At 71.3% G+C, this 16,497-nt stretch carries 17 protein-coding genes; 10 read left to right on the top strand and 7 right to left on the bottom strand.

Going from position 1 to position 16,497, the window contains the following annotated elements:
- Positions 1-72 precede the first annotated feature (72 nt).
- The 5 genes from Ari01nite_RS01370 to Ari01nite_RS01350 are packed head-to-tail and all read left to right on the top strand — an operon-like array spanning position 73 to position 3,935.
- Positions 73-771, top strand: coding sequence for a hypothetical protein (locus Ari01nite_RS01370; RefSeq protein WP_203778574.1), 699 nt, complete (start codon positions 73-75; stop codon positions 769-771).
- Positions 732-1,373 (top strand): class I SAM-dependent methyltransferase, encoded by a 642-nt coding sequence (locus tag Ari01nite_RS01365; protein ID WP_203778573.1) that lies wholly within the window; start codon positions 732-734, stop codon positions 1,371-1,373. Before Ari01nite_RS01370 ends, Ari01nite_RS01365 begins: the two co-directional genes overlap by 40 nt.
- 43 nt (positions 1,374-1,416) lie before the next feature.
- Positions 1,417-1,788 (top strand): hypothetical protein, encoded by a 372-nt coding sequence (locus tag Ari01nite_RS01360; protein WP_203778571.1) that lies wholly within the window; start codon positions 1,417-1,419, stop codon positions 1,786-1,788.
- Positions 1,769-3,181 carry a caspase, EACC1-associated type gene (locus tag Ari01nite_RS01355; protein WP_203778569.1) on the top strand — a complete coding sequence of 471 codons (1,413 nt, stop codon included), beginning with the start codon at positions 1,769-1,771 and terminating at the stop codon, positions 3,179-3,181. The genes Ari01nite_RS01360 and Ari01nite_RS01355 overlap by 20 nt, the downstream gene beginning before the upstream one ends.
- 40 nt (positions 3,182-3,221) lie before the next feature.
- Complete coding sequence (locus Ari01nite_RS01350; RefSeq protein ID WP_275410814.1) at positions 3,222-3,935, top strand: nucleotidyltransferase domain-containing protein; 714 nt, start codon at positions 3,222-3,224, stop codon at positions 3,933-3,935.
- Between the two features lie 59 nt (positions 3,936-3,994).
- Here Ari01nite_RS01350 and Ari01nite_RS01345 read toward each other — a convergent pair whose 3' ends face one another.
- Positions 3,995-4,897, bottom strand: a complete 903-nt coding sequence (locus tag Ari01nite_RS01345) for a proteasome assembly chaperone family protein (RefSeq protein WP_203778561.1) — start codon at positions 4,895-4,897, stop codon at positions 3,995-3,997.
- Positions 4,898-5,073: 176 nt separating this feature from the next.
- Here Ari01nite_RS01345 and Ari01nite_RS01340 point away from each other — a divergent pair, with 176 nt between their 5' ends.
- Entirely contained in the window at positions 5,074-5,739 is a 666-nt protein-coding gene (locus Ari01nite_RS01340) for an EcsC family protein (protein ID WP_239162390.1), read from the top strand.
- A 71-nt stretch (positions 5,740-5,810) separates the two neighbouring features.
- Positions 5,811-6,395, top strand: a complete 585-nt coding sequence (locus Ari01nite_RS01335) for a hypothetical protein (RefSeq protein ID WP_203778559.1) — start codon at positions 5,811-5,813, stop codon at positions 6,393-6,395.
- On the opposite strand, the gene Ari01nite_RS01330 is transcribed toward Ari01nite_RS01335, so the two are convergent.
- Genes Ari01nite_RS01330 through Ari01nite_RS01310 form a run of 5 tightly spaced genes read right to left on the bottom strand, consistent with a single transcriptional unit; the run spans position 6,382 to position 11,429 of the window.
- Entirely contained in the window at positions 6,382-7,224 is an 843-nt protein-coding gene (locus Ari01nite_RS01330) for an NAD-dependent epimerase/dehydratase family protein (RefSeq protein WP_203778557.1), read from the bottom strand. The genes Ari01nite_RS01335 and Ari01nite_RS01330 overlap by 14 nt on opposite strands.
- Positions 7,221-8,288: a cytochrome P450 gene (locus tag Ari01nite_RS01325; protein WP_203778555.1), complete on the bottom strand. Its 1,068-nt coding sequence runs from the start codon at positions 8,286-8,288 to the stop codon at positions 7,221-7,223. The genes Ari01nite_RS01330 and Ari01nite_RS01325 overlap by 4 nt, the downstream gene beginning before the upstream one ends.
- Positions 8,285-9,703, bottom strand: coding sequence for a class I adenylate-forming enzyme family protein (locus tag Ari01nite_RS01320; protein WP_203778553.1), 1,419 nt, complete (start codon positions 9,701-9,703; stop codon positions 8,285-8,287). Before Ari01nite_RS01320 ends, Ari01nite_RS01325 begins: the two co-directional genes overlap by 4 nt.
- A complete protein-coding gene (locus Ari01nite_RS01315) occupies positions 9,703-10,437 on the bottom strand; it encodes a glycosyltransferase family 2 protein (RefSeq protein ID WP_203778551.1) in 735 nt (244 codons plus the stop codon). Before Ari01nite_RS01315 ends, Ari01nite_RS01320 begins: the two co-directional genes overlap by 1 nt.
- Positions 10,434-11,429 (bottom strand): 3-oxoacyl-ACP synthase III family protein, encoded by a 996-nt coding sequence (locus Ari01nite_RS01310; RefSeq protein WP_203778549.1) that lies wholly within the window; start codon positions 11,427-11,429, stop codon positions 10,434-10,436. The genes Ari01nite_RS01315 and Ari01nite_RS01310 overlap by 4 nt, the downstream gene beginning before the upstream one ends.
- Positions 11,430-11,550: 121 nt before the next feature.
- Here Ari01nite_RS01310 and Ari01nite_RS01305 point away from each other — a divergent pair, with 121 nt between their 5' ends.
- Genes Ari01nite_RS01305 through Ari01nite_RS01295 form a run of 3 tightly spaced genes read left to right on the top strand, consistent with a single transcriptional unit; the run spans position 11,551 to position 14,320 of the window.
- Positions 11,551-13,119 carry a Na+/H+ antiporter gene (locus Ari01nite_RS01305; RefSeq protein WP_203778547.1) on the top strand — a complete coding sequence of 523 codons (1,569 nt, stop codon included), beginning with the start codon at positions 11,551-11,553 and terminating at the stop codon, positions 13,117-13,119.
- A complete protein-coding gene (locus Ari01nite_RS01300) occupies positions 13,116-13,379 on the top strand; it encodes a UBP-type zinc finger domain-containing protein (RefSeq protein ID WP_203778544.1) in 264 nt (87 codons plus the stop codon). Before Ari01nite_RS01305 ends, Ari01nite_RS01300 begins: the two co-directional genes overlap by 4 nt.
- A 20-nt stretch (positions 13,380-13,399) precedes the next feature.
- Positions 13,400-14,320: a ketopantoate reductase family protein gene (locus Ari01nite_RS01295; protein WP_203778542.1), complete on the top strand. Its 921-nt coding sequence runs from the start codon at positions 13,400-13,402 to the stop codon at positions 14,318-14,320.
- Positions 14,321-14,344: 24 nt separating this feature from the next.
- Here the strand turns inward: Ari01nite_RS01295 and Ari01nite_RS01290 are convergent, their stop codons facing one another.
- On the bottom strand, positions 14,345-14,980 hold the full coding sequence (locus tag Ari01nite_RS01290) for a DUF4360 domain-containing protein (RefSeq protein WP_203778540.1): 636 nt from the start codon (positions 14,978-14,980) through the stop codon (positions 14,345-14,347).
- Positions 14,981-16,497 lie beyond the last annotated feature (1,517 nt).

The following is a 16,497-nucleotide window of genomic DNA, read 5'->3' as shown; positions in this document are numbered from 1 at the left end:
ATTCGCAGAGTAGGTCCGGACGGCAGGGGCCGAAGCCACTCGGATCTACTTTGCGAGCCGCTGGTCGGCGCCTTGATCATTCGCAGGCTTCATCCGGACGCGACAGCCAGTTCCGCGCCGGAAGGCGCGGCTCCCACCGGTGGCGACACCACCCAGGTCGTCACCTTCCGGCGCACCGCGGCCGGAACAGGCGCGGGCGACCGGACCACATTCGTCCCGCCCCGGCCCGAAGTCATCACCTGCTATGCCGACGGTGCGAACAACCCCGAGTTGCGGAGGCTCGCTGGCTTGGGGGTGGTCACCTACGACGGCATGGGCTGGTGCACCTCACCGATCACGCGGATCGATGTCACGGTGAAGCTGTTCCGGGACGACGTGCGAACCGGCGGAATCGGCTTCGACTCCAGGCGGACCACCGTGTCGGTCAGCGCCCAGGCCGCGGACCGCTGCGTGCCGGGGACGTACCACGGCGTCGTCGACGCGACGTTCATCATCCCGCCCGGGTACGGCAAGGCGTCGATGAACCTCGTGGGCCGGTCCAACCTGGCCTTTACTCCTGCGACTGACCAACGTCAGGGAGTGTCGTGTGCCGGGCCGGTCGGTGTGTTGGCGCCTGGCCCGGTGGGCGTGGACAACGGTCATTTCGGCCGCTCTGAAACACTGGTCGGGTGGCGGACGAACGCAGGATGCGAGTTCAAGATGTGCGCAGCCGGCTTGCCAAGGACGGCCCGGTGTGGACGCGCGGGCCCGACCTCGACTTTCCGACCGTGACCCTGCCCGAACGCGACTGCGATCTCGTTCGTGATCTCCTGATTGCCGAAAAGGTGCAGACGGTCGTGGAGATCGGGCTCGCCTACGGGAGTTCCGCCCTCGCCATCGGCGAGGCTCTGCTGGCCGTCGGCGCACCGGATGCCCGCCACCTGGTGATCGACCCGTTCCAGCAGCAGGCGTACAACAACGTCGGGTGGGACCTGCTGTGTTCCGCCGGGCTGGACTCCATTGTCGATCTCGTCACCGCTCCGTCGTCGCTGGCGCTCGCCCAACTCGTCATGGACGGGGTGGTGGCCGATGCGGCCTTCGTCGACGGCAGCCACCGGTTCCACGAGGTCTTCGTCGATCTGTACTTCCTTCGCAAGATCGTCAAGCCGGGCGGTCTGATCCTTCTTGACGACGACTACCATCCCTCGGTCCGAGCCGCGGTGCGATATTACGAGCGGAACATGGGGTTCACGGAGGTCCCGGAGGCCTTCGCGACCGGATCGCTCAAGAACCTCGGAGGGGACGACGCGGCCGAGGTGGTCCGCCGATGCCGAGCCGTCCGGCTCCCGGACCCGTCGTTCGAGCCGGCGTTCGAGGATTTCCGGCCGTTCTAATGTGGTCCTTCGAGCCCCGTTTCGCAGCACCAGAGAGGACTTCATGGCCGACACCGATCTGATCGTTGCGGTGCAACCCGGCGACGGCGATGACCTCCGCGAGCGGCAGCGCCTGACCGAGCAGTTGCGGGCCGCCCTGCTCGACCTGGACATCGACGCCGCCGACCGGGTTTCCGGCGGCACCGCACCTGCGGGCAGCAAGGGCGCGGGGCTGATCGAGTCGCTGGTCGTCAAGCTGGGTGTGGTGGCCGTGACCACCGCGGTCGTGAAGATCAGGGAGTGGGCCGGCCGCAGCAACCGCAGCGTCAAGATCAGCATCGACGGCGACAGCATCGAGCTCACCTGTGTCACCGCGGCGCAGCAGCAGGAACTGCTCGACATCTGGCTGGCGCGGCATGCTGCTCCGCGCTCCTGACCTGCCGGCCGGGCCGCGGGACGCGTTGATCGTGGCCACCACCGGGTACGCCGATCCGGACCTGGCCGACCTGCGTGCACCCGCTCAGGACAGCGCCGACATGGCGGAGGTCCTCGGCGACCCGGGGATCGGCGGGTTCGCCGTCAGCGCGGTGCGGGACAAGCTCCATCACGAGGTCAGGCATGCGATCGGGGAGTTCCTCGCCGACCGCCGGCCGCGCGACACCGTCCTGCTCTACCTGTCCTGCCACGGCCTGCTGAACCCGCGCGGCGACCTGTACTTCGCCACCGCGGACACCATGCGCGGCGGGCTCAGCTACACCGCTGTCGAGGCGTCCTGGCTGCGCGACCGCCTCGAGGAATGCGACGCCGGCCGGCGGATCCTGATCCTGGACTGCTGTCACAGCGGCTCGTTCCCCGGCATCAAGGCCGCCACCGACCTCGACCTGGAACGCCGGCTCATCGGTTCCGGCCGCGGCGTCGACCTGCTGGCCGCCTCCCGCGCCAGCGAATACTCCTACGAGACCGACCTGCCGCCGGACCGGCAGCCGGTGCGCTCCGTGTTCACCGGGGCGCTGGCCGACGGCATCCGCAGCGGTGCCGCCGACACCGACAAGGACGGCCTCATCACGGTCGAGGATGCGTACTTCTACGCCGAGGACGCGCTGCGAGCCGCCGGCGCCAACCAGAGCCCGCAATACTCGCGCAGCCGGGGCGAGGGAAAGATCTTTCTGGCCCGCGCTCCGCGGAACGTCACCGTGACGTCCGACCACCTCCCCGAGGACCTGCGAGTCAGCCTCGGCAGCCGCTATCCCGAGGTCCGCGCCGGTGCGGTCAAGGTGCTCGGCTCCTGGCTCCGGTCGGCGGATCCCGCCGAGGTCCTCGCGGCGCAGACCCGGCTCGCATGGTTCGCCCGCAACGACACTGCGGACGTCGCCGAGGTCGCCCGCACCCTGCTGGCCGCGCCGGACGATCTGATCACCTCCTACCCCAGCGCCCGTCCCGGTCCGGCCGGTGCCCAGCACGGCGTCGGCATCACCGTGCTGGTCACCGATCTGGCCCGCTCGATCACCTTCTACCGTGACCTGCTCGGCTTCGTCTCCATCACCGCCGGGGACAGCAGCGCGGTGCTGGCCTCCGGCGACACGCGCCTGGTGCTGCGCCAGGTTCCCGACGTGGCCGGCCGTCCCGGGCGCCAGATCTACCTGAACCTCGAGGTGGGCGACGTGGAGGCGGTGTATCAGCAGCTGACGTCGGCGGGAATCCGGTTCGTGCACGCGCCGCGCGCCGTCAACCGCGGCGACAAACTCGAGCTCTGGGCCGCCACCTTCAGTGATCCGGACGGCCATTCCATTGCCATCACCCAGTGGCAGGCCATCCGGCGACCGGCGTAAAAATAGAAAATCATGGATGCGTACGCCCTAGACTGCGGGCGTGGGGACGACGCCTGAGGTGGTTTGGGAGTTCGCCGGTGAGCTGCGCGGGCTGGGCTGGGTCACCGATCTGATGGTGGCCGGGTCGCTCGCGACCGGTGACTACGTGCCGGGGGTCAGCGACCTCGACCTGGTCGCACTCACCGACGGGCCGGTCAGCGCCGGACGCCAGGCGGCGCTTGTGGCGATCCACGACAAGCTGGACACCGGCCTCAACCTCGGCTGTGTCTACGTCGACGCCGCGACCGTCTCCGACACCGGACGGCAGCATCCGACGTGGACGCACGGGCAGTTGGTGCAGCGCATCCTCTCCGGCATCACTCGGGCCGAGCTGGCCCGGCACGGCTACGAGGTCTTCGGCCGCCCGCCGCGCGCCGTGTTCCCGCGGGTCTCGGACGACGACATCCGCGCGGCAGCCCGGGCCGAGCTCACCGGCTACTGGTCGTGGGCCGCGCGACGGCCGTGGATCTGGATCGGCCCGGTGATCGCCGACCTGGGCCTCACCTCGATGGCCCGCGGCCGGCACGCGCTGCGCACCGGCGAACTGCTCACCAAGTCCGAGGCCGTCGAACAGGCCGACGCCCCGGCCTGGCTGATCGCCCAGCTCGCCGCCCGCCGGCAGGGCCGGACCGGCGTCACGTCGCCCCGGCTGCGAACCGCCTGGATCGCCTGGCGTGACGCCCGCCGGACGGTCGCCGAGGCCCGCCGCCGGTAAATCGGAGACGCACTGCGACGGCAACTGGGACTACACACCCTGCTGAGGTGGCGGGGTAACTACTCGTCGCGGGTCTGTTCGGCCAGGAAGCGTTCCAGCTCGGCACCCAGCTCGTCGGCCGTCGGCAGCGACTCGCTGCGGTCGGCCAGCAGGTTGGCCTCGCGACCGCGGATGAAGGCGTCGTACTGCGCCTCCAGGGACGCCACCAGGCGGCCGGCCTGCTCGTCCTCGGCGATCTGCTTGTCGACGTCCTCGCGGACCAGCCTTGCCTGCTGGCGGAGTTCGCCGGTGGGCAGGGCCAGGCCGGTGCCGGCCGAGACCGAATCGATCAGCAGCTCGGTGGCCGCCGGGTAGTTGGTCTGCGCCAGGTAGTGCGGGACGTGTGCCGCGTACCCCATTGCGGCGTGACCTTTCTCACCCAGCCGGAACTCCAGCAGATTGCCCACACTCGCCGGGACCTGGACCCGCTGCAACCAGCTCTCGTGCTCGCCCAGCAGGCTCTGGTCGGTGGCGTGTGCGGTGACGCTGACCGGGCGGGTGTGCGGAACGGCCATCGGGATCGCGTTGAGGCCGATCGTGAGTTTGACCCCGAACCGCTCGATGAGGGCCGTGAGGGCCGCGATGAACCGTTCCCACTGCAGGTCGGGCTCGGGGCCGGCGAGCATCAGGAACTCCGCGCCGAGCTGGTCCTTGACCAGGTGCAGGGCCAGGCTGGGCGCCTCGTAGCTCTCCCAGTGGTCCTCGACGAATATCATCGGGGGACGGCGGGAACGGTAGTCCAGGAGCTGGTCGAGATCGAAGGTCGCGACCACCCGGCTGTCGAGGTGTTCCAGGACGTTCTCGCGGAACAGCTGGATGGCGCTGCCGGCGTCGACAAACCCGGTGAGCGCCTGGACGAGCACCGGCTGGTCCAGGGCCGGCAGGTCGTCGGCCAGCTCGTAGAGCTCGGTGGGGTCGAGCACGTCCAGGACCTCCTGTGCAGAAGAGCGGGTAACCGCTTGTAACAAGGTATTGCCGGCGTTCATTCCGGCCTGGAGATCTCAGCACAGAAACAAACGATCATCGACCCTCGCGTGCACGTGCATGTGCACGGCACAATGGCGGCAGGATCTTTCCCTTCCCCCCGCGGAGCGATCTGGTGACTGACTCATTGGAAGAGATCGCCGAAACCGACGCGCCACCCAGCACGCTGTGGTCGCGCATGCGGGCCGACCCGCAGTACGCGCCCGAGCACCTCGCGCTCGAAGCCGTACGCCGGCTCGGCCCGGAAGCGGCTGCCTGGGCCGAACAGGCCCGCGCCGAGCGGCCGGACGCGACACCGGAGGCGCTGGCCGACCTGGTCGTCAAGCGCTTCACCACGCTGGCCCGGATATCCGGAGCGGTCGCCGGTGCCACCGGCCTGCCCGGCGCCGTGCTGGACGTGGGCGTGCTGGCGTGGACCCAGAGCCGGATGGTGCTGCATGTGGCGGCCGCGTACGGCACCGACCCGACCGTCCCGGAGCGGGCCACCGAAATGCTCGTGCTCCAGCGGGTGCACAAGGTGGCCGAAACCGCCCGGGTCGCCCTTGGGGTGGCCGCCGGACGGGAACGCGCGAGCCGCCTGTTCGCCGACTCGACCGGCCGCCCGATCGCCGGGATGGTCAAGCTCGGCGTCAAGCTGGCCCAGATGGCCGGCGTGCACGCGGCCCGGCGGATGTTCGCCAAGATCGTGCCCGGCGCCTCCATCGTCCTGGGCTCCTGGGTCAACTCGGCGGCCACCAAAGACCTGGCCCGCCGCACCCGTGAGCTGTACCGCCAAAGCTGAGGGCTAAGCGACTCACCGGCCCGGCCGATCTGATCCGGAGAACGAGCGGATCGACATCGGGGAGGCGGGCCGTGCGCCGTCAATGGCTGGCAACATTGCTGCTCACGCCGCTGCTGCTGAGCGGCTGCGGCAAGGACGGCGGTGCGCCGGGCGCCGACGAGGCCGATGAGGCCACGGGCGACTCGTGGGTGCTGGTGGACCAGGGGAAGGCCACCGCCGCGCCGGGCGATGCCAGCAACTTCAAGCCGCGCGCCGGGTATCCCACCGGCTACCTGCCGCTGCCCACCACCTCGCCGGCGCCCACGCCGACCGGAACCGGTGGCTGCCCGCCGGTGGGCGAGATCGTGATGAACGCGGCCTCGGTCGAGCCGGGCACCACGAGCGCCGCGGTGACCTTCTACAACCCCGGCGGCACCGGCCTGGTCCAGTACCGGATCACCGCCATCTCCCAGGATCTCCAGCTGGGCGATCAGCGCGACGTCGGCTGGACCGTGCTCACCCCGGGCACCGGCTGCGGCTACCTGACCGGCACGGTGACCGGGCTCGACCCCGCGACCGACTACGTCTTCTCGGTGGACGCCGTCTTCACCCAGCACGACCGGGACGGGACCCGCTCGAGCACGGTGGCCCGCTCCGGCGTGGTCAGAACCAACTGAGCGTCCGCTCCGGCCGCCAGCCCTGCTCGCGGGCCTTGGCGATGTCGAGCACCATGCCGTCGGTGACCTGGTCGATCCCGTACCGCGTGAGTGCGGGCCCGGCCACCACGGCCGCGGCCCGCGCCAGCGCGATCGGCACGTGCCGCACCGGCACGCCCAGCACCGCGGAGATCGCCGCGTCCCGCCGGTAGGTCACGCCGTCGGCGATGTTGTAGGCGCCGGCCGGCCAGCCGACCGCGGCGAGACAGGCGGAGGCGAGGTTGTCCACGGCGGTCAGGCTCAGCGGCACGTCCGGTCCGGGCAACCAGGCCCGGCCACCACGGACGGTCCGGCGCAGCCGTGGCAGCAGGTGCGGGTCGCCGTCGCCGTAGACCGCCCGCGGCCGCAGCACGACCGCGCCGGCGGCGAGAGCCAGTCGCTCACCTTCCGCTTTTGTTCTGCCGTACGCGTTCCGCTGTCCCGACGCGGGGTGGTCCTCCCGCAATGGGTGGGCATAGGGCCCCGGCTCGTAGACGCTCGCGCTGCTCACCCACACCACGGGCCGTCCGGCCGCGGCCGCCAGCAGCCGCCAGGTCCCGTCCACGTTCACCCGCCGGAACGCGGCCTCGACGGCCCGGCCCGGTCCCGGATCGCCGACCGCTGCGGCGAGGTGCAGCACGGCGTCGGCGCCGGCCAGATCTGGTACGTCGCGGGTGGCGTCCCAGGGCACGTGCCGCCCGACCGGACCGGGTCGCCGGCCCACGCAGATCACGTCGGCACCGCGTACGGCCGCCAATCGGGCGACCGCACCGCCGCAGAACCCGCTGGCCCCGGTGACGGCGATCTTCATCGGGCGGCCACCACCAGTTCGCGCCAGCCCGGCAGCGCCGACCGGCGGTCCACCCGCGCCCGGAGCACGGCCGGCCGATGCGGTGCCAGCGCCGCGAGCAGGTCACCGAGCTGGGCCCGGGCCAGCCGCGCACCCGGGCAGAAGTGCGGCCCCGCCCCGAAGACAAGATTCGCTACCTGCGCCGGGGCCGGACACTCCGGATTGGGGGCTGCGCGGTGGGCATCGGCCGCGTGTCGCGCGATCAGCATCATCCGGTCGCCGGCGCGCACCGGGCAGCCACCCAGGTCACCCGGGCCGGCGGCGACGCGAGGCAGGAGCGGCGTGGGCGCGGTGACGCGCAACAGCTCATCGACCAGCCCGGGATCTTTCCCGTACGCCCACAGCCCGTCGCGGCACATCCAGGCCGCGGCCCGCGGCAGCGCGGCCACGGTGGTGTTGACGGCCGCGATGGTCAACATGACGGCGAGCCCGCGGCCGGCACCGCCGGGCGCCACCAGATCGACCAGCCGGGCGGTGGCCGCCGCGGCGTGCCGCTGGTACCGGCGGCGCCCCGGGCCAGGCAGGTGGGCGCGGGCCGCGGCGGCGCCTGCCTCGCGCGCGGCGGTGGCCAGTCTGATCGGGTCGACGTCCAGGTCCAGCAGGGCTGCCGCGGTCCGGCCGGCCATCTCGGCGGCCAGCGGCACCAGGTCGACCGGCCGGCCGTCGACGAGCGCGGCAACCTGCCGGTCGACCACGGTCGTCCAGATCGGACGGAGGCTCTCGACGCCGGCCGCGCCGAGCCGGGCGGCGGTGTCCCGGCGGGTGCGGCGATGCTCGTCGCCCTGCTGGTCGAACAGCGCCCCCGGCCCGGCCAGCTCCCCGGCCGCGCCGCCGGTGGTACCGGGCGCCGTGCGATCGAGCGGGATCCGGGTGAGCGCTTCCGTGTAGGCATCCCGCCCATGCACCAGCAGCGTCCCGCCGATCCGCCGGACGGCCCGCCCGCGGGTAGCCGCCAGCACCGCGAACAGCACCGGGTGGCTGCCCAGATATACACGCCGGTCGAGCCGCCGCGCCGCCCCGCTCACGACCCGGCCGCCAATCGGGCGGTGGCGGCTCGGTCGGGTTTGCGGGAGCGGCCGGACAGCGGGATCTGGGCGAAGACGACCCGGTCCGGGCGGGCGGCGCCCATCCGGGTCAGTGGGGCGTCCAGGGCGGCGCGAAGCGTGGACTCCGGCGTGCCGGTGGCCGGCTGGATGACGGCCACCACCTGTTCGTCGCCGTCGGCGGCCGGGACGCCTACCAGCAGGGCCAGCTCGACGCCGGGGACGTGCAGGGACGGCTCGTACAGGCCCGGGTAGATGTTCTCGGCGCGGCGCAGGATCATGTCCTTCAGCCGGCCGCCCAGGACCACCCGGCGGTTGTCCAGGCGGGCCAGGTCGCCCGTCGGCACCCCGTCGAACGGGGGCTCGCCCAGGTAGCGATCGGCCGCCGTGGGGCCGCCCAGCAGCAGCTGGCCGTCGTCGTCGATCCGCGCGGTGACGCCGGGCAGCAGGTCGCCCACCAGGTCGCCGTCGCCGGTCCAGGCGGACTTCGCGGTTGACTCGACCGCCGCGGCCGGGAACACCTCGGTCAGCGCGTACACGCCCCAGGCCTCGCGGGCGCCGGCCTGCCGCACCGCGGACAGCAACTCGGCGCTGACCGGAGCCGAACCGCTGTAGACCCGGCCGGTGAAACGGGTGCCCGCCGCCAGCGCCTGCCGCAGCGCCGGTGGGGTCAGGTAGGTGGCCTGCGGTTGCCGGCTGCGGATCTGTCTCGGCAGGTGGTGCCGGGACGGCAGGGCCACCGGTGCGCCGGCGGCCAGCGACGGCAGCAGCACGAAGAACGTGCCGCCCAGCACCGGACGGCCCGGTTCGGGGCGCACCAGGTCGGCCACCGCACGCATCCCGGCGGACAGCGAGCGGCGGGTGTGCACCACCGCGCGCGGGCGGCTGGTCGTACCGGACGTGAACACGATCACCGCGTCGCCGTCTCCGGCGTACGGCCGCGGAATTTGACCTTGGTGGGGTCGCAGAGCCGGCGCCGAGCCGGGAAGCCGGTGGCCCACCGTGCGTACCGGCGCGATCGCGCCGAGATCGGGCAGCGCGAGATGGGCCCGGCGGGCGATCGGCGCCAGCCAGCCGGACACCGCCTGCGCGGTCGCGTCGGCGAGGACCAGGCGTGGCTCGGCCAGCGCCAAGCGGGCCAGGAGCACGTCGGGCCCGGCGGTCGGGTCCAGCACGGCGATGCGCAAGCCCATCCGGTACGCGGCCAGCAGTGTCGCCAGTGCCCGGGCGCCGGGCCGCACCGCGAGGCCGACCGTGTCACCGGGGGTGAGGCCCTCCTCGCGCAGCGCCCGGTGGTAGCCGCCGACCAGGCGGGCCAGGTCGCCCCTCGTCGCCACGCCGGCCAGCGCCGGACGGTCGTCGTCCTCGCGCAGGGAGTCGAGCAGTTCGGCGAGCATCAGCGCGGGTCCGCCGTCCGGCCGCCGCTGCCCCGGTCGAGATACCACTTCGCGGTGCCGACCACGCCGTATGCCTTGATCCGCCGGGTCGAGTTGGCCACCACCATGTGCCGGCTGTGCACGATCGCGGGGCTGGTGCGGCGCACCCGGTTGAGGAACGTGCGGTCGGTGGGCGAGGGGCGCCGGGGCATGCCGCCGCACGCCTCGTAGAGCTCCGCGGTGATCGCCATGTTGTTGCCGGCGTGCATCCGGTACGGCGCCAGGTATTCGCCGTTGTGGTGCGCCGGGCGGAGGCGCCCGAACAGGGCCGCGGTGCCGACCAGCGCGCGGAAGACGGCCCGGCCGGCCGGGCCGTGCTCGTCCCGGCGCGCCACGATCCGGCCGCAGGCCAGTCCCCGGCCCTCGACCAGCGCCCGGCGGGCCGCCGCCACCCAGCCCGGCTCCGGCAGGCAGTCGGCATCGGTCCGGGCCAGGTGGATCGCACCCTGCGCGATGGCGTGCCGGAAGCCGGTGTCCACCGCGCAGCCGACACCCTTCTCCGGTTCGATCAGCACGTGCACCGGGAACGGGCCGCGGAACTGCCGGGCCACCTCGGCGGTCGCGTCGGTCGAGCCGTTGTCGACCACCAGCAGGGTGAAGTCGGTGTCGGTCTGCGCGGCCAGCGCGCGCAGCGTGTCGCCGAGGCGCCCGGCCTCGTTGTAGGCCGGCACGACGACCCAGAGCGGGACGGTCACGACACCTCCCAGACCATGGTCATCAGGCTGACGCCGCCGCCCAGGCCGACCAGCAGCACCCGGTCGCCGGGCCCGAGGTGCGGGCGCACCCGGGCCAGCTGGACGCCGAGGGTGGCCGAGGCGAGGTTGCCCAACTCGCCGACGGTGATTTCGAGCTTGTCCCGCGGCACGCCGATGATCTCGGCGAACCGGTCCAGATAGGGCATCGTGACCTGATGGACCAGCACCCGGGCGTAGTCGTCCCAGCCGAACCCGGTGCGCTGCGCGACCCGCTCCACCAGGCCGAACCCGATCTCCTCGAAGATCCGGCGCAGCCGGTGCCCGTCGCCGGTGAAGTACGTGTGCTCGTCGCCGCGCGGGTGCCGGGAGCCGCCGCCAAAGATGCCGCCGGCCGGCCAGTGCTCGGAGTGCGTCTCGGCGTCGACGTCGAGGATGCCGCCGGACGGCACCGGCTCGATCAGCACGGCCGCGCCGGCGTCGCCGAACGTGTAGCCGGCGAACGCGCTGCGGGCCTGGGCCAGGTCGTCCACCCGGGGCCGCATCGACCGGGTGGGTGTCTCGCCGGTCACCACGAGGGCCCGCCGGCAGCGGCCGGCCAGGATCATCGAACGGGCCAGGTCGATGCCGTTGAGGAAGCTGTTGCAGGCGTTGGTGACGTCCATGGCGTGGGCGCGGCTGCCCAGGGCGGCCTGCACGATGTGCGCGGTGGCCGGTTCGACCATGTCCCGGGTGGCGCTGGCGAACAGCAGCAGGTCGATGTCGAGCGGGTCGCGGCCGGTGTCGGCCAGCACCTTCATGGCGGCGTCCACGGCCAGGCCGGACGCGTACTCACCGTCGGCCACCACCCGGCGCCGCCGGATGCCGGTGGCCTGCTCGAACATGCGTGGTGGCAGGCGCAGGCCGCTGGCCGCCGCCACCCGTTCCTGGAGTTCCTCGGTGCGTACCTCACGGGCCGGCAGGGCGTGCGCTATTCCGGTGATCCCCACATTCATGCGCGACAGCCTTCCGCATTCCCGATCTCCGTGGCCTGAGTAGAACGGCTCATCTTCCCGGACCGGGCAGTGACTATCGGCACGAGGTGTTCAACGGCCGGATTCAATAAGCTTTCCGGCCATGGGAGGCATCGTTGACGTGGTCGTCCTGGTGGCGATCGCGGTGCTGGGCGCGGCCCTGGCCCGCCGGCTCGGCTTCGTGGCACCGCTGGTGCTGCTGGTGGCCGGGCTCGGCCTGTCCTACGTGCCGGGCTTCCCGGAGGCGCACCTCGAGCCCGAACTCGTGCTGATCGGCATCCTGCCGCCGCTGCTGTACGTGGCGGCGCTGCAGACCTCGGTGCCCGCGTTCCGCCGTGCGTTGCGCCCGATCCTGCTGCTCGCGGTCGGCCTGGTGCTGTTCACCGCGTTCGCCGTGGGCATCGTGGTGCACCTGCTGCTGCCCGAGGTGCCGTTCGCGGCCTGCATCGCGCTCGGCGCCATCGCGGCCCCGCCGGACGCGGTGTCGGCCACCGCGATCGCGCGCCGGGTCGGCCTGCCGCGCCGGGTGGTGACCCTCCTCGAGGGCGAGAGCCTGCTGAACGACGCGACCGCGCTGGTGCTGGTGCGCATCGCGGTGGGCGCGCTGGCCGGCACCGCGGTGGGCTTCTGGCCGATCGTCGGCGAGGTCGCGCTCAAGGCCGGCGGCGGCGTGCTGATCGGCCTGAGTGCGGCGGTGCTGGCGGCCTGGCTGCACCGCAAGATCGTCGATCCGCTGCTGGACGACGCGGTGTCGCTGCTCACCCCGTTCGTGGTGGTGCTGATCGCCGAGCGGCTGCACACCTCCAGCATCGTGGCCGTGGTGATCGCGGGGCTCTATCTGGGGCACCGGATCCCGTACCTGCTCTCGGCCACCTCCCGCCTGCAGATGGACGCGGTCTGGCGGCTGATCATCTTCCTCCTCGAGGGCGTGGTGTTTCTGCTGGTCGGCCTCCAGTTGCGAACGCTGGTCGGCGAGATCGAATCGGACCTGGCGACCACCCTGGCGGTCACCGGCGCGGTCTTCGCCACCCTGGTGCTGTCCCGGTTCGTCTGGATGTACCCGGCCACCTACCTGGCCCGGCTGGTGCCGCGGGTGCGCAACCGGGAGAAGCGCCCGCCGGTCTCGGTGCCCACGGTCGTCTCCTGGGCCGGGATGCGCGGCGTGGTCACCCTGGCCGCCGCGCAGACGCTGCCCGAGGAGGGCACCCCGCCGTATCACCGGGAGCTGTTCATCTTCGTCGCGTTCGCGGTGATCGTGCTCACCCTGCTGGTGCAGGGCACCACGCTGCCGTGGCTGTCGGTGCGGCTCGGCGTGCGGCAGGACAGCACCGCCGAGGACGCGCTGGCCGAGGCCGGCGTGCAGCACGACGCCGGCCGGGCCGCGCTGGCCGCGCTCGAGGAACACGCCGACGGCGCGCCGCCCGAGGTGGTCGAGCGGCTGCGGCGGCTGGTCGACAGCCGGGCCAACAACGCGTGGGAACGGCTCGGCAGTCAGCAGCAGGAAACGCCGTCGGCGGCGTACGGTCGGCTGCGGCGCGAGATGATCGGCGCCGAGCGGCACGTCTTCAAGGTCGCCCGCAACGAGGGGCGGATTCCCGAAGAGGTGCTCACCCGGGCCCAGCGCGAGCTCGACCTGGAAGAGTCCCAGCTGCAACGGAGTGACGACGAGTGACCTGCGAGCATCTGATGGCGGCCGGCGAACCGGAACCGCGGACGGCGTACGAGGACGGCTGCCCGCGGTGCGTGGCCGACGGTTTCACCGGGTGGGTGCACCTGCGGCTGTGCCTCGGCTGCGGGCTGGTGGCCTGCTGCGACTCGTCGCCGCGCCGGCACATGGCGGCACACTACGCCGAGGAGGCGCACCCGGTGATGCGCTCGTACGAGCCGGGGGAGAAGTGGCGCTGGTGCTTCGAGGACGAGCAACTCGGCTGAGCTGCCCCTAGGGTTGCCCTGTGCGAATTCTTATCGTCGGCGCCGGTGCCACCGGTGGATACTTCGGCGGCCGGCTGGCCGCGGCCGGCCGGGACGTCACGTTCCTGGTGCGGCCCGGCCGCGCCGGCACGCTGCGCGAGCGCGGGCTGCGGATCAAGGGCCCGGACGGTGAGGCCTGGGTGGAGCGGCCACGCACGATCACCGCGGACACTGTGGACGGCCCGTACGACCTGATCCTGCTCGCGGTGAAGAGTTATGCGCTGGAGCAGGCGCTGCTCGACCTGGCCCCCGCGGTGGGGCCGCGGACCGTGGTGGTGCCGCTGCTCAACGGCATGCGGCACGTGGACGAGTTGCTCGGCGCGTTCGGCCCGGAGCGGGCCTGGGGCGCCATCTGCATGATCCACGCCAGCCTGGACGCGGACGGCGACGTGGTGCAGGCGACCGGGCTGCACCGGCTCGACTTCGGCACGCTGGACGGCAGCGCCGACGCCCGGATCCCGGCGGTGACCGAGACGCTGTCCGGAGCGGGCTTCGACTCCCAGGCGTCCGCGACCATCGTCTGGGACATGTGGGAGAAATGGGTGTTCCTGTCCTGCCTGGGCGCGGCCACCACGCTGATGCGCGCGCCGGTCGGCGAGATCAACGCGGCGCCCGGCGGGGCCGACCTGGGCGCCCGGATCGCGGCCGAGGCCATCGCGATCGCCACCGCGGCCGGCTACCCGCCCCGGCCCGGCGCGGTGGCGCTGCTCCAGGCCGGGATCGAGAGCACCGCGCCGATGACGTCCTCGCTCTACCGGGACATGATGCAGGGCCGTCCGGTGGAGGCCGACGCGATCATCGGCGACTTCGTGTCCGAGGCCGGCAAGTACGACGTACCGGCCCCGATGTTCGGCGCCGCGTACACCAACCTCAGCATCTACCAGGCACGGCGAGCGGGCTGAGGCCCGCCCGCCGGATCCGGTGGATCAGCACTTCTTCCAGGCCAGGTGGAAGATCGTCGAGATCTCGGTGTCGGTGGAGTCCATGGTGATCAGGCTGGTGGTGGTCTTGGGGTCGGAGGTGCCGACACCCACCCGCAGCTCGGTGTTGATGTTGAAGAAGCGCTTGGCCCCGCACTTCGCCCACACCAGCGCCTCGATGCCGACGAGGTCGGTGGTCTGCCAGTCGTTGTCGAAGTAGCCCTTGAAGTTGTGCCGGGCCTTGGCCGTGTGCGAGTCGCCCTGGAAGTAGTAGTTGGCCTGCTGGTAGGCCCAGGCACCGGCGGCCAGCCGGGCGAAACCGCGGTAGTCGGTCTTGGCGATCGCGAACGTGTAGCCCTGCGGAACGTGCACATTGAGGATCAACTGGCAGTTGCGGCGGAACTCGTCCGGTTCCGCACCCACGCCGACCTGAGCCTGGTACTCGCTGTAGATCACGGTGAAGGCGGTGTTGTCCCCGGAGACCTGCACTTCCGCGGACTTGTCCGGACAGCCGGAACCGTTCGCACTGGCTACGCCGATGACAATCTTGTCGGGTGGCGGGGCGAACTGGACCGCCGGTCCCGCGGGTGCCGCCAGGGACGAGAGAAACATAATTCCGGCGGTGGCGATTTCCTGCAACATTCTTTCCTCCCGGAAATAGCGAAACAGCTTTACCGAATGACGCCGACAAACTCGCCCCGAAAACTACGTTTCCGCTGGTGGTGGCGCTGCTGTTTCGCCGTTCAAGGAGGCCGTCCGGTCGGATATGCGTCAGGTGTACGGCCAGTTGCCGGAATGCGGCCCGCGATTTGGTGGACCTTGGTATGACCGAATCGCTCGGCCTGCCCCGGCCGTGCGCCGACCTGAGAACACCCGCCGATAAGGCCGACCGCCATCCCAGCCTTTGACCTGATCGTCCGGCAATGCGGCACCCGCCGGGAATCCATCTGATAAATACCACTTTAACCGGGCACCGATAGACCGTCCGGGTTGATCACCCTGGACGGCGGCACCACCGCACTGGCGGTGACCGCAGCATAGCCTAAAACGTTACATAGGCGACCAAAAGCACCCCCGAAGCCAGCGCTTGACATCAACTTTCACAGATCTTGTCGGTCTGCTGGCATCTCGCGTTTCGCCATTCCGGTTGCGCACCCTTACCGGGTCGCCGGCGCGCACAGCTACCTCGCCGCCGTCGGGCGATGGTGGCCCGCGTCGCGATCTTGAAAGGTTCGTGTTCCGGTCGTGACTTCTGCACGGATCAGTGCCGCCTGGGTGTCAACCCACCCATCGAGCGACGCCGGCTGCCGCGTGCCGGTCTGCCCATCCACACCGGGAGAGCTCGTCCCGGATAATGATCGTCATTCCCCATAGATGACCGCACGCTCTCACGATCCGGCATCCCCGCTGGAACGTAACCGGCTAATGCCCCAAAACACATTCTGTGCGGTCTGCACAGCCAGATCTTGTCGATGTGGTGTCTGCCAGGTGCTGCAAGTTCGCCACGATCGCTGCGGCGCGCGTGAAGCTTGTCGATTTCCGGATCGCCTGTTGCAGCAGCTCCACAAGATCGGCAGCCAGCGAACAGCTCAGCAAGATCGACCGCCCACCGCCCACCGCCCACCGCCCACCGCCCACCGCCCACTGCCCACCGCCCACTGCCCACCGCCCACCGTCCACCGCACCGCCCACAGATCTTGTCGATTTCGCGTTCGACTGGCGCAACCCGACATGATCGAGAATCCAGAGCCCCCGCCGCCGCCCTCGATACATCTCCGGGTGCCACGAGACCGGGAAGCGGAAGCCACTCGACCGAGGGCTTGACGCCGAGGCATCACCGGTCCACGCAAAAGACTCGGTCGAGCAGGAACTCGACCAGGTCCGTCCGTGGCGCGACCTTATGGGAGGTTCCGTGGCTTTTGCTCCCTCGGATTTACCGACTGACGGGAACGATCGACCACTTTCCGGGACGACCGCCACGGCGTGGGGCCTGTCTCGACATTTGGTTGCTGGGAACCACGGCTGGGAACGAAGAATGCCGCTCAGGAGTTCGGCAGGTCTCCTTCTCATAACACGCATAACGGGTGGCGAAAGTGAAGCTGTCATCCACGAACTATCCACGAGCGGCAGATCGACAACATCGTGTCGCGGGCGAGAGC

It is taken from the genome of Paractinoplanes rishiriensis (assembly GCF_016862375.1).
Lineage (GTDB): Bacteria > Actinomycetota > Actinomycetes > Mycobacteriales > Micromonosporaceae > Actinoplanes > Actinoplanes rishiriensis.
The sequence above is the reverse complement of the archived record's forward strand: the minus strand, read 5'-3'. Positions and strand labels throughout refer to the sequence as shown.